Source organism: Roseivirga pacifica (assembly GCF_900111145.1).
In the GTDB taxonomy this organism is placed as follows: domain Bacteria; phylum Bacteroidota; class Bacteroidia; order Cytophagales; family Cyclobacteriaceae; genus Roseivirga; species Roseivirga pacifica.
On sequence record NZ_FOIR01000002.1, the window covers coordinates 252,233 to 270,170 of the forward strand.

At 42.1% G+C, this 17,938-nt stretch carries 14 protein-coding genes; 10 read left to right on the forward strand and 4 right to left on the reverse strand.

The features are described 5' to 3' along the window. Positions 1-26: 26 nt before the first annotated feature. Positions 27-218: a cold-shock protein gene (locus BMW98_RS09995; protein ID WP_090258446.1), complete on the forward strand. Its 192-nt coding sequence runs from the start codon at positions 27-29 to the stop codon at positions 216-218. 208 nt (positions 219-426) lie between these two features. Here the strand turns inward: BMW98_RS09995 and BMW98_RS10000 are convergent, their stop codons facing one another. Then, positions 427-3,495 (reverse strand): VPS10 domain-containing protein, encoded by a 3,069-nt coding sequence (locus BMW98_RS10000; RefSeq protein ID WP_090258447.1) that lies wholly within the window; start codon positions 3,493-3,495, stop codon positions 427-429. Positions 3,496-3,653: 158 nt separating this feature from the next. On the opposite strand from BMW98_RS10000, the gene BMW98_RS10005 reads away from it, so the two are divergent. The 7 genes from BMW98_RS10005 (at position 3,654) to BMW98_RS10035 (ending at position 11,023) form a co-directional block, all read left to right on the forward strand. Continuing rightward, positions 3,654-4,442 (forward strand): M90 family metallopeptidase, encoded by a 789-nt coding sequence (locus tag BMW98_RS10005; RefSeq protein ID WP_162844751.1) that lies wholly within the window; start codon positions 3,654-3,656, stop codon positions 4,440-4,442. A gap of 78 nt (positions 4,443-4,520) precedes the next feature. Continuing rightward, complete coding sequence (locus tag BMW98_RS10010; RefSeq protein WP_090258449.1) at positions 4,521-4,901, forward strand: hypothetical protein; 381 nt, start codon at positions 4,521-4,523, stop codon at positions 4,899-4,901. 259 nt (positions 4,902-5,160) lie between these two features. After that, positions 5,161-6,024 carry an MbnP family protein gene (locus tag BMW98_RS10015; protein ID WP_090258450.1) on the forward strand — a complete coding sequence of 288 codons (864 nt, stop codon included), beginning with the start codon at positions 5,161-5,163 and terminating at the stop codon, positions 6,022-6,024. Continuing rightward, on the forward strand, positions 6,017-7,057 hold the full coding sequence (locus BMW98_RS10020) for a cytochrome-c peroxidase (protein ID WP_090258451.1): 1,041 nt from the start codon (positions 6,017-6,019) through the stop codon (positions 7,055-7,057). The genes BMW98_RS10015 and BMW98_RS10020 overlap by 8 nt, the downstream gene beginning before the upstream one ends. Beyond that, a complete protein-coding gene (locus tag BMW98_RS10025) occupies positions 7,050-7,967 on the forward strand; it encodes a transporter family protein (RefSeq protein ID WP_139177475.1) in 918 nt (305 codons plus the stop codon). The genes BMW98_RS10020 and BMW98_RS10025 overlap by 8 nt, the downstream gene beginning before the upstream one ends. Positions 7,968-8,078: 111 nt before the next feature. After that, on the forward strand, positions 8,079-8,417 hold the full coding sequence (locus tag BMW98_RS10030) for a PadR family transcriptional regulator (RefSeq protein WP_090258453.1): 339 nt from the start codon (positions 8,079-8,081) through the stop codon (positions 8,415-8,417). Further along, complete coding sequence (locus BMW98_RS10035) at positions 8,414-11,023, forward strand: ABC transporter permease (RefSeq protein WP_090258454.1); 2,610 nt, start codon at positions 8,414-8,416, stop codon at positions 11,021-11,023. Before BMW98_RS10030 ends, BMW98_RS10035 begins: the two co-directional genes overlap by 4 nt. 73 nt (positions 11,024-11,096) lie before the next feature. Here the strand turns inward: BMW98_RS10035 and BMW98_RS10040 are convergent, their stop codons facing one another. Next, on the reverse strand, positions 11,097-11,309 hold the full coding sequence (locus BMW98_RS10040; protein ID WP_139177478.1) for a hypothetical protein: 213 nt from the start codon (positions 11,307-11,309) through the stop codon (positions 11,097-11,099). A gap of 236 nt (positions 11,310-11,545) precedes the next feature. Between BMW98_RS10040 and BMW98_RS10045 the strand changes: the two genes are divergently transcribed. Next, positions 11,546-13,087 carry a peroxidase family protein gene (locus BMW98_RS10045; protein WP_090258456.1) on the forward strand — a complete coding sequence of 514 codons (1,542 nt, stop codon included), beginning with the start codon at positions 11,546-11,548 and terminating at the stop codon, positions 13,085-13,087. A 103-nt stretch (positions 13,088-13,190) separates the two neighbouring features. Then, a complete protein-coding gene (locus BMW98_RS10050; protein WP_090258457.1) occupies positions 13,191-14,864 on the forward strand; it encodes an alpha/beta fold hydrolase in 1,674 nt (557 codons plus the stop codon). 371 nt (positions 14,865-15,235) lie between these two features. Here the strand turns inward: BMW98_RS10050 and BMW98_RS10055 are convergent, their stop codons facing one another. Next, positions 15,236-16,606 carry a B12-binding domain-containing radical SAM protein gene (locus BMW98_RS10055; RefSeq protein ID WP_090258458.1) on the reverse strand — a complete coding sequence of 457 codons (1,371 nt, stop codon included), beginning with the start codon at positions 16,604-16,606 and terminating at the stop codon, positions 15,236-15,238. After that, positions 16,603-17,937 (reverse strand): radical SAM/SPASM domain-containing protein, encoded by a 1,335-nt coding sequence (locus tag BMW98_RS10060; RefSeq protein WP_090258459.1) that lies wholly within the window; start codon positions 17,935-17,937, stop codon positions 16,603-16,605. Before BMW98_RS10060 ends, BMW98_RS10055 begins: the two co-directional genes overlap by 4 nt. Position 17,938: the final 1 nt, after the last annotated feature.

The following is a 17,938-nucleotide window of genomic DNA, read 5'->3' on the forward strand; positions in this document are numbered from 1 at the left end:
ATTTTATAACAACTAATATAATTAAAATGGAAGGTACAGTTAAATTCTTCAATTTCTCTAAAGGTTTTGGGTTCATTAAACCAGCTGATGGTGGTGACGATGTGTTTGTTCACGAAAGTGGTTTGACCGAAGAAATTCGTGAAAATGACAACGTAGAATTCGATACCGAAAGAGGTAGAAAAGGAATTAACGCTGTAAACGTAAAAGTGATTGACTAATCACTGTTTATCAGCTAAGAATTGAAAGAGGCTGAATCAAAAGCTAAACGTTATTCTGAGTCCCGAGCATTCGGGACGAAAGAATCTGTCTGTTAGGAGCACTGCAATCAACAATAAGATTCTTTCGGTCGACTATTTCTCTAAGGAGAAATTTTCTCCCTCAGAAAGACGAAAACAATTAGCTTTTGAGTCAGTCTCTTTTATTTTATCAATTCACTTCAATAATATCCTTACCACTATTAAGGAGTACTTCGTTTACCTGCTTGAGGTCTGTGGTTAGCACATTATTAAGTTTATCCAGGTGCATTTTTAACTCGGCTTTCAGTTCTTCAAAAACTACATAAGCAGCATCGGTAGGCCTGGCTTGCCCGTTTTCCACACTTCTTCTCAAAGATGCCAAACGGTTGTTCAGCTTAATCGGAAAGTTTAGCGGGTCTTGCGGACTTTGGTTTTGTACCTGATACAAATCCTGCTCAATAACAGTAAGCTTTTCCATCATTGTATTGATAGCCGAAGTGGTATTTTGATTGGCGTCAATCGCCTCTACTTGCTTACGGATATCACGGATCAAAATTACTGCTTCGTTCGCCTCAGAGGTTTCTGCCATTATTTGCATAGCCAAATCAAACTGCTCTTGTAGGTGCTCAGGAGTAATGCCCTCCAAGTTAGGGTCCATTACAATGTTGAAGCTACTGGTTTTAGTTTCTCCGTCTACTGTAAGTCTAACCTGATATTCACCAATAGGCGCCATTGGACCACGCTGAGGTCGTGCACTCCAAATAATCATACCATCGAAGACTGTAGCGCCTGGGTAACGTAAGTTCCATGTAAAGCTGTTCAACCCATTGTTGGCAGGAGGTAGGCCTCTACCTTTTTCATCTTTTCCACCTTTAAAAGTGTCGATAAGGTTGCCCTCGGCATCCATTAATTCAATGGTTACTTCATTTGCGGCTTTAGGCAAATAGTATTGAATATTCGCATTGTAAACCCCTCGAATAGGATCGGCAGGTTTGAACAAGGTCACCTGATCATTAGCCATTATTTCCGTTGCTTTTCTAAATGGCGCAATATCATCCAATATCCAGAAACCACGACCGTGAGAACCAAGCACCACATCATCATTCTTCAGCACTAAATCACGAATAGGTGTATCGGGTAAGTTAAGCTGAAGCGGTTGCCACATTTCACCATCGTTAAACGATACATAAACACCATGTTCGGTGGCTAAGTACAGCAGTCCCGGTTGTTTCAAGTCTTCTCTAATTGCCCTAGCAAAGTGACCGTCTGCAATACCGTTGGTTATTTTAGTCCAAGACTTTCCATAGTCTGTGGTTTTGAAAACATACGGTTGTCTATCGTCTACTTGGTATCTGTTGGCGGCTAAATAGAGCGTTCCTTCATTGAATTTACTCTCGTCTATTATGCTTATGCGCGAATATTTAGGCAAGTCTTTAGGTGTAATGTCAGTCCATCTTTTACCACCATTTCGGGTAATGTGCACTTTACCATCATCGGAACCTGCCCAAATGGTATTCACATCGTAGTTTGACGGTGCCAATGCAAAAACGGTAGCATATATCTCTGGGCCGTTCATGTCTTTGGTTAAAATACCGCCAGTTTCGCCCAAAGTTTCAGGGTCGGCATAGGTTAGGTCTGGACTAATTTTCTCCCATGTTTGTCCATCGTTGGTTGTTTTCCATACATGCTGAGAAGTAGTGTACATTACGGAAGGATCGACAGGAGAGAACATAATAGGGAAGGTCCACTGCCAACGCTCAGGTAGCGCACTTGACGGTTCTCCTGAGAAGAATCGCGGATAAACTTGAATGTCCCTAATCTGTCCAGACTTACGGTTGTATCGGGTTAAAAGTGCTCCCTGACTGCCTGCATAAAAGATATCTGGATCGGTAGGGCTTTGTGTAATCCAGCCACTTTCACCACCACCAACTGCATAATACCACTCGCTGCTAGGTCCACGCGCTTGCATATGTCGCCAGCCTTCGCTTGGTATGGCTAAAGTGCTGTTGTCTTGCTGCGCTCCAGCTACATGGTACGGAACATCACTCGTTGTCATTACATGGTAAAGCTGCGTGGTAGGGAAGTCCTGGGCGGTCCAAGATTGACCACCATTAATGCTCACACTGCCACCTCCATCGTTGGCGCTAATCATGCGCATTGGATCATTAGGGTCGATCCATAAGTCATGGTGGTCTCCATGGGGTGGTCGCAATTGAATGTCGAAAGTTTTACCACCATCTGTAGACTTCCAAAAGTTCACATTCAAACCGTAAACTGTGTTTTCGTCTTGAGGATCGGCATAAATGCGAGAATAATAAAAGGCGCGCTGGCGAAGCTTTCTTTCACTATTGGTGCGCTCCCATGTCCAGCCTCCATCATCGGAACGGAAAACGCCACCTTCGTTTGCCTCAACAACCGCCCAAACTCTATCGGGGTTTACAGGCGATACGGTAACACCGATTTTACCAACGGGGCCTTCTGGCATTCCCGGGTTTGCGGTGAGGTCAATCCAAGTCTCGCCACCATCTAGCGACTTCCATATTTTACAGTCGGGGCCGCCTCCCCACATTTTCCATGCTTTTCTATAAACCTGCCAAGTAGTGGCATACAGTACATCGGGGTTGGTTCTGTCAATTATTAAATCAGCAGCACCAGCTTTTGGACTCACATAAAGCACTTTGTCCCATGTGTTTCCGCCATCGGTCGATTTAAAAACACCACGCTCTTCATTTTCGCCATAAGGATGGCCGAGCGCTGCCACATAAACAATATTTGGGTTAGTAGGGTGAACCCGGATTCTCGATATGGCTTGCGTTTCTTTCAAACCTAAATGTCTCCAGGTTTTACCACCATCTGTGGTTTTGTACACGCCATCACCTTGGGTAATGCTGCCGCGGAGCTGTGTTTCTCCACCGCCAATGTATACAATGTCGGGGTTGGTTTCGGCTACAGCCACCGCACCGATACTGGAAGATGTAATCTGTCCGTCTGTTACGGGAAACCATTCATTACCGCCATCGGTGGTTTTCCATAGCCCACCGCCTGTGGCGCCAAAGTAGTACTCGTTTGGTCTACCGGGGCTACCTGCAGCACCCAACGATCTACCACCACGGTTTGGGCCAATATTTCGCCACGAATAATTGCTATAAAAGGAAGGATCGACAGGGTAGTCTTTGGCTTGGGACAAGCCGCTCTCTTCAAAAATAAATAGCCCACTGGAAATGGCCAGTAAGCACAAAATAATTCGGTTTACTCTCATGTAGTTTAATTAAGGTTGAATGGAAACTACAAAATAGCACCTAAGAACTCACGTCAATTTATTTCAGTGGCAAAGGCGATGAGCCGATTTATTTGTTGGGGCACAGGGTATTTATGCTGTCAGATTTAGTATCATTACAGACCAAACACCCTAACCAGATGATCGGATATATCATTGCCTTTGGCTTTTTAATAGTTGTTGTTTATCAGCGTAAAAAGCGTAAAAAGCGTAAAAAATTCCAGCATAAGCCTATTGCACCAGCGTGGAGAACCATTCTTCAGAAAAGGGTATATTTCTATAGACAATTAAATGAACAAGGGAAGCGCCAGTTCGAAAATGACGTTCAGGAGTTTTTGGCGAGTATAAAGATCACTGGAGTTAAAACAGAGATTACCTTGGTGGATAAACTGTTAGTGGCAAGTAGTGCTGTAATTCCTTTGTTCGGCTTTCCGCGTTGTACTTATCGCAACTTAGAGGAAGTGATTATTTATCCTACTTCATTCAATAGGTGGTTTCAGTTAGACGATCCTGACGAACGCATAAATGGCATGGTTGGTAGTGGTATTTTGGAAGGGAAGGTGCTTTTTTCCAAACCTGCATTACACGCTGGTTTTGATATTAATGACGATCAAGACAATGTCGGTTTGCATGAATTCATCCATATTTTCGATAAGGAGAATGGGTTTATTGATGGTGTTCCTCCGGGCTTTGAAAAACGCTCATTTGCTATTCCTTGGTTACAGTTTATTCACCAAAAGATAGCCGAGATTGAGGAGCAAGATTCCGATATCCACGTTTACGCCACCAATAGTCAGCAAGAGTTTTTTGCTGTGGCAGGGGAATACTTCTTTGAAAGCCCACACTTGCTAAAGGCCAAGCACCCGATACTGTACCGTTCGCTAATGAAGGCTTTTAGTATAGATACTGCGGCTGTGCTGGCTAAGTAGCTGCCTTTCATCAATTCTAATGTTAAAAAGTGCGTTTATTCGTTTGAAATGAAGGAATGCTGACTGACATTTGCAACTATGTTGCTCAAGCGGTTAATAATAGCACTGATAATCCTGTCCAATCTGGTCAGTGCGCTGATGATGCCGCTTATTCTCCTCGATTTTGAAGTAAGGCGAGATTACATAGCCGAGGTGCTGTGTATTAATCGCGATGAGCCAATTACTGTTTGTGGGGGTACCTGTTACCTAGATAAGAAACTGGGTATGGCCGAAGAACAGAAGGAAAAGGCTCAATTAGACCTTCCAAAGGGCTTCAATTTCTATCTGAATGCTGATTTGAAAGTTGAACTAGAGGAGACTACGCGGTACCTGTTGATAAGCCAAGAAGAGCTTGTGCTGAACGACAGAACGCCAAAGAACCTGTTAAGCTTCGATATTTTTCACCCTCCCCGGGCATAGGTTAATTATATCAATTTTGTAGGCAAAATCCACTCCACCTCAATTGGGCTGGAAGAGGTATGTCTACCCACTTATTTCAATAATAGTGTTACTCACTTAGGTCACATTGGGATAAACCATTACTCGCGCCAAAAGCTGTGTCCTCACAGCTTTGTTCAAGGCATTCTGTGAAGACCTTGTTCAGGGTAGAGTATGAAGCACATCCCTTTAGGCCTAGGTAAGTAGCTCTATTCAAAAATTAACCTATAAAACATTCAAAATGAAATTTCTAAAATTCACAGCGATACTATCGCTGACAATATTCCTATGGTCTTGTGATAATGATGATAGCCCAAGTCCTGAAGAAACAGGTAGCTTTCAAGTTTACTTCGATAATAAAGTTGGATCTAATGAAGTGAACTTAACTGCACCAGGGGATAAAAACTACCAATACGAAACGGCAAATGGTGAAAAGTTCAACGTTTCAATGTTGGGCTATTATGTAAGCAAAATTGTATTGGAAGGCCCTAATGGTGAATACTATGCCGATGAAATGGATGCGAGTGCCGCAGATTCAAAAGGCTATTACCATGTAATGGAAGGTGAGTCGGCAACAGCTAATATTCAAATTGAAAACGTACCTGCCGGAACATACGATAGAGTCACTTTTACAATTGGTGTAGAAGAAGATGGCGTGCAAGAAGGTGCTGCCGGTGGTGTGCTAGATCCGGCCAACGGTGGTTGGTTCTGGAACTGGAATGCCGGTTATATTGGCTTTGCTATTGAAGGTACTGCCGAAAATTCTCAGCAAGAATATGTGGATTGGGGCAATGGTGCTTCTACTGAAGAGAAAACTTTTGCATTGCACGTAGGCGGCTGGAAAGACGTAGCCGATAATGAGAACTTTGTTAACAATGTAAGAACCGTGACGCTAGATTTTGGCACCACAGTAACGGTAGGCGATGGGCTTTCGCCAATGGCACATGTGGTTACGGATGTGCTGAAAATGTTTGATGCCACCAATATTGACTTCAATACAACTTATTCAGTGCATGCGCCTAAGGCTGGTGCTCCATTTGCCAATGTATTAGAGCAAATATTTGTGGTTCACCATGTGCATCAAAGCACTAGCAGCCATGATTAAAAATTGTAGAAAGTACCTAACCTTTGGTTGGGTACTTTTGCTGCTTTATGCTTGCAGCGATACGGAAGCTCCAGACAAGCCATTTGGATTTGAAAAGCCTGAGCATTTCCCTGAACCGACTTACACCTTTGAAAATAATCCGGTAACAAAGGCAGGTTTTGAGCTTGGTAAAAAGCTTTTTTTCGATCCGATGCTTTCGAGAGACAACAGTGTTTCGTGCAACAATTGTCACCAGCAGTCGCGGGCATTTGCCGATACGCCCCTGCATGCAACCAGCATTGGTATCGATAATCAGTTTGGTATTCGAAATGCGCCTTCTATGGCTAATATGGCCTTTATGCAAGAGTTCTTTTGGGATGGAGGCGTAACGCATTTAGACTTTGTGCCAATTAATGCCATAGAGTCTGACATTGAAATGGGAGAATCCTTGGCCAATGTGGTTGAAAAGCTCAATAATGATGAAGAGTATCCGGCATTGTTTCAGGCAGCTTTTGGAGTGAGTGAAATTACCTCTCCGTTTATGTTGCATGCGCTATCTCAGTTTACAGCCATGATGGTTTCGGCTAATTCTACCTATGACAAATATGTGCTAGAAGGTCAGCCTTTAACAGAACTTGAAATGGCTGGAATGAATCTATTTCAGCAAAAGTGTGCGGCTTGTCATCAGGGTGAATTGTTTACCGACTTTAGCCACAGAAACAACGGTATAAGTAGTGTGTTTGGCGATGAAGGCTGGGCAACCATTACTGAAGACCCGAGTGACATTGGCAAGTTCAAGGTGCCGAGTTTGAGGAATGTGGAGATTACTGCTCCTTACATGCATAATGCTCGGTTCAATACATTGGAAGAAGTGTTGGGCCACTATGATGGTAACATGGTGGATTCACCTTCGCTCGATCCGATGTTCAAAAATGGAGGTGAGGTGGTTGGAATTCCGATGACGGAAGAAGAGAAGGTGCAAATAATAGCCTTTCTCAAAACCTTAACCGATCACGATTTTATTTCGAACCCTTTATTCAGAAACAATGATTAAACGAATATTAATAGTCCTTTTACTAACAGGTGCCTCTTTTAGGGCAATGGCCTGCGATGTATGCGGATGCAGCCTTTCGGGGCTTTACTTTGGCTATATGTCCTTGCAAGATCGCAACCTTATTGGTTTGCAATACAACAGGGCCACCTTTAGCGCATACATTGATAATGATGATTATTACTTTGAAGATGAGTACAGCAATGATACTTACCAAAGAGTTGATTTGACAGGTAAGTTTAGCATTACCAACAAGTTGCAGGTACGCTATATTGTGCCATATATGTTCAATAGCATGAATGGTTCGCACCAAAATATTGATGCGAATGGCATTGGAGATCCTATTGTTATGGCTTATTACAATGTGCTGAATACATCTGATAAACTTGAAGGTGTTTGGCATTCATTGGACCTAGGTGGTGGTTTTGAACTACCGGCAGGGGATTATGACATGGAAGATCAAGGAGAGTTGATTAATAGAAACTTTCAACTAGGTTCTGGAAGTCTTGACTATATCCTTTCTGCCAATTACATCATTAGAACAGGCAAATGGGGCATCAATACCGAAGGCTCCTATAAGTTGAATACTACCAATAGTCATGAATACAGGTTTGGTAACCAGTGGAATGTATCGGCTAGTGTGTTTAGATATTTTGAAACGCAAAGCGTCTCATTTCTACCATTTGCCGGAGTTTACTACGAGTTTGGTGATTATCACGAACTGAATGGTATTCGCGAAGCCAATACTGGTGGTGAATCTCTGCTAGGAACGCTCGGAGGGCAACTTTATCTGTCTCGTTTAACTTTCAATACACAGTATCAATTTATAATTGATCAATCGTTCAATACAGATGAGTTTGCAACGATAGAAGGCGGTAATCGCTTTACTTTCGGAGTTTTCTACAGCTTTTAATTAATAAAGTGGCTGCAATTGGGGAACTAATTGTGGCCATTTTTATTTAGATAAAAGATACAATTAGGACTTTTATTTATTTTCGCTACATTTAAGACTTAAATAGAAAATATGGGAAAGCAATCGATAGGAGAGTTTGAAGAGGTAATACTCTTAACTGTGGCTGTGCTTTATGAGAATGCCTATGGAATATCCATAAAGCAAGATATTGAAGAAAGGCTACAGCGTAAAGTGAGTGTTGGCGCTATGCGCACGGCACTTTCTAGGTTGGAAAAGAAAGGCTTTTTAGAGTCGGAGTTTGGCGAGGCTACCGCTATTCGTGGGGGTAAGCGAAAGCGCTTCTACAAAGTAACACCTTATGGCAAAAAGGCATTGGAAAGTGTAATGGAGACCCGCAAAAAGCTATGGGAAGCCATTCCAAACGTAGCCTTCGACTTTAAGTTTGCATGAGTAAACAAGCGCCCATATTACCACCTAAACTTCCGCTCCGGTTTTTGCGCTGGTTTTGCAGCCCCGAATTGTTAGAGGATGTAGAAGGTGATATCAATGAGCTTTTCGGTCAAAGAGCTCAACAGAATCAAAACAAAGCAAAACGCCTGTTTTACTGGGATGTACTTCTTCTATTCCGTCCAGGTATCGTCAGGTCACTCAATATTTTCAAAGGTCAAAACAACAACGTTATGTTTAAAAACTACTTTAAAATTGCCATGCGCAATGCCCTCAGATATAAGGGCTACACTGCACTTAATCTGTTAGGCTTAATTGTTGGCATAGTATCCAGTATGCTTGTCTTACTCTGGGTTTCGGACGAGCAAAATGTCGATAAGTTTCACGCCCAGGGAGATGCGATCTACCAAGTGCTTCGCAATATGAAACAGTCGAACGGTCAGGTTTCTACTGGTACCAGTATTCCAAAACCACTAGGGGATTTAGTAGCAGCTGAATATTCTGAAGTTACTGAAGTAACGCAGCTTAGTTGGTTAATGAATATGAGCCTGGAAAGAGCGAATGAAACGATGGAAGAGGGTGGCCGGTTTGCTAGTCCTTCATTCTTGAGCATGTTCTCCTTTAAGTTGCTAGATGGAAACAAGGAAACTGCACTCAGTGAGCCCAACAACATTCTAATAAGTAGAGCCGTAGCCGAAAAACTATTCGGTAGCAACTGGCAATCTGAAGCCTTAGGAGAAGTAATTAAAGTTGATGGTCAATTTGAGCAGCAAATTACTGGTGTATTTGAGGATGTGGGGAATGATTCAACTATTGATTTTGATTGGCTGATTCCGGCACAAGCGTATTTTACAGCAAACAAATGGGTTGAAGATTGGGGTAATGGAGCTTTCGAAACCTATTTGTTGATTCCAGATCAAACAAAGATTCAGGCCGTGTCTAATCGCATTTTGATGGAGATAAAAGACCATACAAAAGGTAACCCCAATGCCGGTGATGAAGAGCTGATGCTCCAGCAGTTTACCAACAGATATCTCTACTCTAAGTTTGAAAATGGTGCAGTTGCAGGTGGCCGCATAGACTATGTGCGCATAATGGCAGTGGTTGCTGTTTTTATGCTGCTTGTTGCCTGTATTAATTTTATGAACCTGACCACGGCAAGGTCGAGCAGAAGGTCTAAAGAGATTGGTTTACGCAAGGTTATGGGAGCCCCAAAGAAGTCTATCCGCATACAATTCTTCTTTGAAGCAATGATGCTATCGGCTGTTGCTATGGCGCTTTCCGTTGCCATAGTAATGCTTATACTTCCATTGTTTAATGTGTTGGTAGATAAAACATTAACGCTGGATTTTTTAAGTATGAATACTTGGTACTTTATGCTTGGTTTAACGTTTGTCGTAGGTTTTCTATCGGGTAGTTACCCAGCCATTTTACTGCCTACATTTAGTGTGGTGCAGTCCATTAAAGGTGGCGTAAGGAAACAGTCTAGTTTTGCTGTGTATTTCAGAAAAGGCTTGGTGGTGTTTCAATTTGCCATTTCAACATTGCTCATCATTGGTACAGCCGTGGTTTATAAACAAATAGACTATGTATTGAACAAAGACCTTGGTATGAACAAGGACAATCTGTTAGCTGTCTCGATTGAAGGAGATCTTGCTGGTAGATTGGATACTTATAAAAGCGAATTACTAAGGCTACCACAAGTTACTGCTGTGTCTGGTGCATCGGGTAATCCGTTGAACTATGGTCGGTCCACCAGTTCAGCCAATTGGGAAGGAAAGAGTCCTGCCGATGGATATGAGATCAATATTCTTTTAACAGATGAGGATTTTATTGAAACATCAGGAATGCAAATAGTACAAGGCAGAGACTTTGATAGCCAATTGCAGGATTCTACCAATTTTCTAATCAATGAGGTGGCAGCAGAGTTAATGGGCTTTGATGATCCAATAGGTAAAAAGCTCTCATTTTGGGGGATTGACGGACAGATTGCTGGTGTAGTGAAGAATTTCCATATGCGTGATCTGTACCAGCCAATTGCGCCATTGATCATTACCTGTATAGATCCAAGCATGTCATCCGTAGTATTAGTCCGCACGGACGAAAACGCAACTGATGCGCTTGCTGCTGTTCAAGGGGTGACAAAAGAATTGAACCCAGCCGAAGATTTTGAATACGTTTACATAGATCAAGAGTATGCAGAAAGCTATTCGAATGAGCGAACCATGCGGACTTTGGCCAATATTTTTGCATTGGTGTCAATCTTCATATCGAGTTTAGGTTTACTTGGCCTGGCATCATATTCTGCTGAGCAGCGCTCTAAGGAGATTGGTGTACGAAAAGTTCATGGGGCTTCCATAGGTCAGGTGTTGGTATTGCTATCTAAAGACTATTCTAAATTGATTTTAATGGCCTTTATTTTAGCTGTTCCAATAGGCTATTACTTTACCAGCGATTGGCTGGCCAAGTTCGAGTTTAGAACACACCTCGATCCATTGGTCTTTATTATTGCCTGTGGAATAGTGTTTGGAGTAGGAATTCTAACAGTGGTCTCCAAGTCATACCAGGCTGCATCTATCAATCCGGTTAAATCTTTAAAGGAAGAATAGGAAGGATATAAAAGAATTAAAGCCCGCTTTTAGGCGGGCTTTATTGGTTATAAATATGTCTTAGTCCAAATTCTTATTCAAAGGCGCTTAGAGCTCGCTTGAGTATGTCGTTTACGCTTGTGGCAGGTGCTGTTTCAGGTTCCACTAAAGCCACCTGAAAGTGAATATTATCATTGCCATTGGAAAGATGCCTTAAGGCAAGAGCCAAAGCCTCTGATGGGCTTCTGAAGTACGTGTCTTTAGCCGACTTCGTTTCTTCGTGTTGAAGTGTGGTGTTTACTGGCATAATACAGTGTCTGGTAGAATATAGGTATGAATTTAAGCCAAGTTGTGGTAACAAAACAAACATATTATCAGAAACAGGTTGAAATCACGTATTTCTACCTAAAGCAGGTTATGAGCAAAAAAATGTATTTGAACTTCGTTTTGTTTCTGAAAAATACCACTCTTATAGTATTGATATACAGTGTCTTATTGGCGTATCTTTAATCTCATTAAAGTTGTACCAAAACAGAACTTGTTATGTCACACACTCCAGCCAAATCGAAAAAACAAATGCATGGCGTTTCAAAAGCCAGAGGTTGCAGCCACCTTGAATTAGGTTCATTTTCCAGAATGTTCTGCAATGAGACTTCTTGGGCTGAAGACCTCAACCTTGAAGATAAACCTGAAGAAGTAGAAAGAATTGCCGCACTACTCGGTGGAATAAACGGAGTTATGCACGATACGCGGTTGAGTACCCCGGATAGTTGTGTGCCAGCGGCTTATACCTTCTTTGCACAATTCATCGATCATGATGTAACCTTAGATACCACATCTGACCTGCACGGTGGACCGACCAAACATCAGCTTAACTTTCTGGCTGGTTGTCCTCATGCGCATGGTGGTGGCGTTAATCCGCACACACATCGTTTACCCAACCTCCGCTCGGCTTCGCTAGACCTCGATTGTGTGTATGGATTTGGCCCAGAAGCCAGTCCGCACCTGTACGATGACAGCCAACCAGGAAGGTTGTTGGTTGGTAATAAGGAGAACCCCAATGATGTGCCTAGAAATAGGGTAGGCACGGCACTTATCGGGGACCCAAGAAACGATGAGAACATCTTTGTATCTCAAATGCAATTGCTCTTTCTCAAGTTTCATAATAAGCGTTTGGTTGGCAAAAACTTTGAAGAGGCCCAGCAAGATGTGCGATATCACTACCAGTATTTGGTTTGGAACGATTTTCTAAAACGCGTTTGCGATGAAGCAGTATTCGATTTTGCAAATACTGAAATCCATGAGGCAGCCAAAACGGGAGAGGGCTTTCCCAAGTTTAAGCTTGTAGATGATTGCGGTAGAATTACCATGCCTGTTGAGTTTTCCGTGGCGGCCTACCGTTTCGGCCATAGTTTGGTAAGGTCCATTTACCCCATTAATGCTGATTATCCTGCTATTGAGTTGTTTGATGAGCGATTCGGTACGGAGGGTTTTAGTGCGGTGCCCAAAGCACTTACGGTAGACTGGAGCTTTCTACTAGATATAAATGAATGCCAGAATTATGTAATGTCTAAGTCTATTGATCATTTGTTAACTGATGAGTTGATTCGCTTGCCCAATCCTGTAGTAGGTAAGTTTGCTTCGGAGAATGATCGTTCTTTGGCTTTTAGAAACCTCTTAAGAGGCTATGTGCTGCATTTACCTTCAGGTCAAAAGGTGGCTAGTGCACTTCAAAATAGTGGATATCCAATAAATGGTTTAAGCTCGGAAGAAATCGAGGCTGTTTTAGCAAAAAAGTTTGAAGCGTCCATGGCCAAGGAGTTGTCAAAGCACACTCCACTCTTCTTTTATATAATGCTTGAATCATCGATCAAAAACAATGGTAAGCGATTGGGCAGTGTAGGCTCGGCTATTTTAACCGAAGTATTCGGCACAATGCTTTTGCACTGCAATAGTTTTTTAAAGCCAACGGTGGAGACAAATGGGTGTGAGGCAATGGCTGATAGAGACATTTGGCAACCTGATGCTTGCTTACGCCAAAATGGTGATTTTACCTTGGCAGATGTTGTTAGGTATGTGCAATAATATAGTCATGTAAAAAATGAAAATTCATCTATAATGCATGCTACTTTTAGTTGGGTTTGTACCTTTATGCCAGTAATGTCATCAACCAATAACTCAACTAATAATGAAGCCTGCTACCCGGTATACCAAGAGTGGTAGAATCAATATTGCCTACCAAGTGTTTGGCTCGGGGCCGATTGACTTGGTGTATATTCCTGGCTGGGTTTCTAACATTGACTGGATGTGGGCATGTCCGGAACTGGTTGATTTTTTGGGTGAGTTGGCCAAGATAGCCCGTGTCATTCTCTTCGATAAGCGCGGCACAGGACTTTCTGATCGGGTGGTAGAGCTTTCTACTATTGAAGAAAGAATGGATGATATTCGGGCCGTAATGGATGCGGTGGACTCAGAGAGAGCCGTATTGTTTGGCCACTCAGAGGGAGGTTCCGTTTCGGCACTTTTTGCAGCTACCTATCCCGATAGAACTATTTCTCTTATCACTTTCGGAATATTCGCTAAGCGAAGATATGCCTCTGACTACCCATGGGCGCCAACAGATGAAGAGCGTCAAGCTGTGTACGATATGATTGAGCATAGCTGGGGTAGTGGGGATATGAACTTGGAATCGTTAGCGCCTTCAAAAGCCAACGACAAAGCTTTCATGGATTGGTTGGCCAACTACTTTCGTTCTGGTGCTAGTCCAAGTGCAGCCTTGGTACTTACCAAAATGAACACTCAGGTAGACATTGTTAAAGTGCTTGGGTCAATAAAGGTACCAACGCTTTTGATGCAGCGTACCGATGATATTGATGTAAAAATTGAAGAAGGTAGGTTTATTGAAGAGCGTATTCCTGATGCACGATTAGTTGAGTTCTCTGGTAACGACCACCTCTTTTGGGTTGGCAATACCAAAGAAGTATTGGACGAAATGCGCTCATTCATTTCAAGCGTGAACCCTGTCCAAAACTATGAGGAAAGACTTTATACTATTTTGGGAGCAAGAGCATGCGGAAAGCCATTAACTGCAAAGGCTGAAGAATCTGTAAAAAAGTATGTTCATCAATACCGTGGTAGAATTATAGCCTTTAACGAAGAAGGTTTTATATCAACTTTTGAAGGCCCTAGTAAAGCTACGCACGCCAGTATTGAAATTGTAAAATCTTTGAGGAGATACAATTTGCCGGTTTCTGTTGGTATTCATATTAGAGAAGGTGCGGTTGATGAGTCGCATTTTGTTAGCAAAACCACGCAGCGCTTTATAGATCTTATCTTGGACTATGGCGGTCCAAATCAAATCTTGATCACCCAAGGAGTAAAGTACCTGTTGTCCGGTGCTGGACTAAACATGTCGCTTTCCAAAACCACTATAGATCCGGTAAATGAAGAACCCCTTGCTCTCTTTAGTGTAATTGACTCTCTGGATGAGGCTGTTAATGATGAGTTGCGACCGCTCAGTAATTCTCCCAAAAACGATTCTTTCATAGAGAATGTATTGCAGTGTATAGATGAACATTTAGGCAATGAAAGCTTCGGTGTAGAGATGCTTTGCAGAGAAATAGGCGTGAGCGAGCGCCAACTACAGCGTAAGCTTAAGGCTATAACCAACAAGTCGCCAAATCAATTAATTAGCTCTGTTCGTTTGCACAGGGCAAAAGAGCTCATTTTGGCAGGTAAATTAAACATCGCTGAAATAGCCTATCAAACCGGTTTTTCCAATCCATCTTATTTTTCAAAATGCTTTAAAAAAGAGTTCGGAACAAGCCCTTCAATATTTACCCAACAGGCTCAACAATCTTAAATGTCGGGTTTGTTGTATGCCATCTAATTTAGTGCGTCCATTTGTCGGTTTTCTTAGGGTTTTTAGCGGGTTTGTTATACCCCATTTCGTGGCGCATGCTCTACTTTTGAATCGTTAAGTGTGAGTGTCCAGAACATCTTCTTGTTTTCAATCTTATTGATTCATTTTGAGAACTTATAAGGGCTCGGAAGGCCTCACACCTTATTGTTAGGGTTAAGTACCTTCAGAAGTTTTGGTGTAGTTTATTTAGCAAGGGAAAGATCAATGGGGGAGTTGCGGACGGCAATTCTCCCAATTCGAAAAGTATCATAAAGGCTGAAAGTATTCCGTAAGCAGAGTTCAGCTAGTTTCCAAACTACAATTTCTACAGGTTAAACTTCTTGCCAAAGTTCGCGCGGTGTCAAATAGGCGTTGCTACTTTGCAGGCTATGTCTGTAGTGGTCTACCACCTTAGCGTGAGAAGCAAGGTTGGGTGATGCAAAAGAATAGAACGCGCTAAAAACCTTAGAATCACTTTGTAGTAATGATTCAAACTGTTGGCTGAACTCAGCTTTAAGCTCATAATAGTCTTGAATAAAGATATTTGGGTACTTAAAGTTCAGAATCAATTCTTGAAACTCTTCTGTGATTGGTGCCGATTGTAATGGAGCCAGCATTACTAGGCTACAGTTGAGTCCTTTTTGTTGGAAAAAACGATGATACTTCAGCGTGGCTTCAAGGTCTTCCGTTTTTTCGAAAGGGTAGCCCCAAATTAGATTCAAATTGGTTTTCATGTATTGCTGAGTCATTTGAAGTATTGAAGTGGCTTTTTCAATAGTGAATTGCTTTACTATTTTTTTCAGCACATAGTTTGACCCAGATTCAACACCGTAAAACATGCTCTTGCAACCAGCATCTGCCATTAAAGCGATAAGCTTTTCATTTGAAAGATTAATATGACCATTGGCTCTCCATGTCATTTTGTTACCACGTGCTAATTTCTTTTCGCAAAATTCCTCTACCCATTTTCGGTTAATAATGAAAAGGTCATCCACAAAAGCAATATCTCGCAATCCGACTTTGTAGTATAGATAATCAAGCTCGTCCAATACGTGGTCTACTGATCTGCGGGTATTTCGCCTTCCCCACGAGGGAGCTACATCACAAAAAGAACATTTATATGGGCAGCCTCTGCTCGACATTACTGGATAACCAGTATATGCCGCTAGATCAATATTATTTAAGGATAGATAAGGTATCTCATCGAGTGCTACGATTCTTTCGGCCTGTGGTGTCTTTTTAACTTTACCTTCAATACGATAGCAAATGCCGGAAACATCTTGAATTTGCCGCTTTTTGTGCAGCCATTCGGCAATTTCAACAACCTGCTTTTCGCCTTCTCCAAAGCAAACCACATCAATGTCTGCGAACTTATTAGCAGCTTCTTCTGCTACACCAGTAAACCCAGGGCCGCCTACAATTACCGTTTTGTTTGGAGCTTGTTGTTTTACGAGCCTTAAGGCCATTATTAAAAGTGGCAGACCGTTGATCATTGTACTAATTGCTGCCGCTCCAGGTGTATCTATTATTTGCTGTGCAAGCAGTTTTGGGTCTAAATATTGACCTTTAACATGTAGAAACTGATTGAAGGAGCAGGTATAGCCTTTGTCTTCCAGTATTTTTTTTAAAGTTAATACTCCCAAAGGGGGAGAATGGGCTATTCCATTTTGATTAATTAGAATATGGTGAAAAGCTATATTCATGCGTATTCCGTTTGAAGTAGCCACTGATGATACTCTTGAAACACCTTAAACAGATTTTTGTAAAACCCAGGATAACCATTGTTAGGGTTATCTTCGTGATGGCAAGAACAGTAAACGTGTTTTCCTGCCGGGTCTTGCTTGCCATCTGTAAAACGTTCGTGTGGGCAGTTGCCAAATCCGCACAAGCCAGACCACTCACAAGCTTTGGTTATGTCTTGTCCTTTGCTCTCATTCTTAACAAACTTTTTAAATGCATCTTGCTGTTCGATGGTTTGTAGATCTAGCTCTCCAGCATTACCAAAGGTGTATTCATTATGAAAAGGCCTGGTACAAGGAGATACAGCACCTGAAGGATCAACACCAATAATACTAGTACAATATCCACTCGCGAAACAAGAGACTGATCTTTCGTTTGTTAGGTTTTGTATAATGTCTTCGATACAGCGTAGTCTCAAGTTTGGGTTGGAACTCTGTGCCCATGCATAAGCCAATTCTGTCATAAATGAAGTGTACTGAACCCGACTCATGTTGCTGTCAGCAGAGTTACCAGAAGTGTCTTTTGGAGTAAATGCAGGGTGCACATCCACATAGTCTACACCAATGCCGATATGGTGGTCAAGAATCCTTTTAGCTATTCCGGGAATAGCAGCTGTTTCTGATCCTACCACAGTTATTATTCCAAAAACCATGTCATTATCCTGAAGTAACTTTATGCCTTTCATCACTTGCTCATAACTGCCTCTTCCTTTATGGTCGACTCTGTGTTTGTTATTTAACTCTTCGTCACCGTCCAAACTAATACCAATGCTAAAGTTGTGCTCCATAAAGAAGTCGCACCACTCTTGATCGAGTAGCGTACCGTTGGTTTGAACACCCAAGGTTAGTTGACCATAAAGCCCCATTTGTTTAATGGTGTCAATGAATTCTTTGAAGAATTTTTTACCGGCTAAAAGCGGTTCGCCTCCATGAAGGAATACATCACTTATATCTGAATGCGCTACCAGGTTACGCAGGTATGTTCGCATTTCATCAACTCCCATTACCTTTTCGTGAGTACCAGTAAGGCGTTGGATTTCGTAACAATATTCGCATTTGAGATTGCAATGGTCTCCAACAGGCTTCATCAACAATACTTTTGTCTTTGAATCAGGCCCTTTCGCGAACGTAACGTCTGTTGGGTGATAAAAACCCTGGATCAGGCCAAAGGCGGCATTCGCCTCTCGGTCGAATGCGCGCTTTATGGTGTTGGTAACTACATTGTTGCGTTTTTGCCTGCTATTAGTAATATGAATATCTCTAACAACAGCGCGTAAATCATTTAGCGTTGCCATA